This window comes from Actinoplanes sp. NPDC048791 (assembly GCF_040650095.1).
In the GTDB taxonomy this organism is placed as follows: Bacteria; Actinomycetota; Actinomycetes; order Mycobacteriales; family Micromonosporaceae; genus Actinoplanes.
In genome coordinates, this window is record NZ_JBEZGQ010001343.1 from 1 (window position 1) to 1,927 (window position 1,927).

Here is a 1,927-nt window from a genome sequence, read left to right on the forward strand (position 1 = left end):
CGCCTACGTCCGCGCCGGCGACGTGTGGGTGAGCAAGGGCGCGACGGAGACGAAGCTGACCACCGGCGGCGGCTGGTCGCGGCCGCGCTTCTCCCCCAACGGACGCTCGATCGCCCTGCTCAAGGCCGGCCAGCTGTGGACCATGAAGGCCGACGGCACCGGCCGGCGCCGGCTCACCACCCGCGCCGCGTCCGGCCCGTCCTGGTCGCCGGACAGCGCCAGCATCGCGTTCGCCTCGCTGTCCTGCTCCGGCGGCCCGGGCGTCTACCAGATCTCCGCGACCACGGCCGGGGCCACGCCCACGGTGGTCTTCCCGGCGTACTGCCGCGACGAGCCGCTGCCGGCCGAGCCCGCAACCGCCGCGAAGGCCGGGACGCCGAGCGCACTCCACGACCGGCTCCGCACCGACGACGCGGTGGCCTGGTCGCCCGACGGCACCCGGGTCGCCTTCCGCGGCGGCGACTGCGAATCGACGTACGACGCCTGCCTGACGGTGGGCACGGTGGCCACCGGCGGCGAGAAGACGGTCGCGGCGTACGGCGGCGGCAGCCTGCAGACCTCGGGCTTCGCGGTGATCCCGAGCTGGCGCGCCGACGGGGCGAAGCTGGCCTGGACGGCGTACCAGCAGGGCGAGACGGCGGCGGAGAACCAGCCGCTGCACGTGGTGGAATACGACACGGCGACCGGAGCGAAGCGCACGGTGGGGGCCAGCCAGGACCGCGAGCTGGCGTACGTGGACGCGAACCGCGGGGTGGCCACGGGCACGTACCGCAACGGGTCCTGGGTCATGGTGGTCAACCTGGCCACGGGGGCGCGGACGCCGTTCCACCAGGGCTCGCAGCCGAGCGTGCAGCCGGCGGTGAGGTGATCCGGGGGTAGCGACGACGGCCGGCCCAGTGCCGGCCGTTCTGCCGTTCCCCGACCTTTCTTTTGCTCCCGGCCTGCTCAGCACCCCGGCCTGCTCACGCCGCTGGATGGCAGGCGGGCGGCGCTGCGTATCGTGGACGGCCTGATGAGTGAGACGACAGAGCGCCCGATCCGGACGTTCCATCCCCGGCGTGGCCGGATGGGCAGCCGGCACGCGGACGCCATGACCGACATCTGGCCGGCGTACGGGCTCACGGTCGTCGACGGTGACCGCACTCCCCTCGACCTCGTGGAGTTGTTCGGCCGCGATGCGCCCAAGGTGCTGGAGATCGGCTTCGGCATGGGTGACACGACGGCGGCGATGGCGGCCGCCGACCCGGGCCGGGACTACCTCGCGGTGGAGGTGCACACGCCGGGCATCGGCAACCTGCTCTCGCTGATCGGCGAACGCGGTCTCACCAACGTGAGGGTCGCGCACGGCGACGCGATGGAGCTGGTTCGCAAGGTGCCGGCGGGCAGCCTGGATGCGGTGCACGCCTTCTTCCCCGACCCGTGGCCCAAGGCCCGGCACCACAAACGCCGCCTGATTCAGCCGGCGAACGTCGCCCTGCTGCGGGAGCGGCTCCGACCGGGCGGCACGCTGCATTGCGCGACCGACTGGGCCCATTACGCCGAAGCGATGGCCGAGACTCTGGACGCTGATCCGGGCTTGACCAACGCCCACGAGGGGTTCGCGCCGCGGCCGGCTCATCGTCCCGAGACGAAGTTCGAACGGCGTGGGGTCAGCTCCGGGCGGGAGATCTTCGACCTCATCTACCGCCGGACCTGACACTGCTCGTGGCGACACCCATCCCGATATTTTCCGGCGGTTTGCCGGTTTTATGGCTTCTTGGTCCGTAGCCTGAACGGCGGAGGTCCAAGCATGCCGCGAAGTGATCTTGGCCTCGAGCGTCCCGCCGCACCGGTGGCGCCGAGCGCCCGGCCTGCCGGAACGGCTGCGGCGGCGACCACGCCGGCCAGCACCGAACCGGACGGGCGCACGCGACCCGGCACCCCGCCG

2 protein-coding genes are annotated in these 1,927 nt (G+C 72.7%); both read left to right on the top strand.

Annotated features, from left to right (window positions below; translation table 11 throughout):
- Window positions 1-868: hypothetical protein (locus tag AB0C29_RS46115; protein WP_360834388.1), on the top strand; the 868-nt coding region annotated here is incomplete at its 5' end.
- 144 nt (window positions 869-1,012) lie between these two features.
- Entirely contained in the window at window positions 1,013-1,696 is a 684-nt protein-coding gene (gene trmB, locus AB0C29_RS46120; protein ID WP_360834390.1) for a tRNA (guanosine(46)-N7)-methyltransferase TrmB, read from the top strand.
- Window positions 1,697-1,927: the final 231 nt, after the last annotated feature.

Bases quoted from the DNA above. Each gene is read 5' to 3' on its own strand.
- trmB (WP_360834390.1), top strand. From the start codon at position 1,013: ATGAGTGAGACGACAGAGCGCCCGATCCGGACGTTCCATCCCCGGCGT.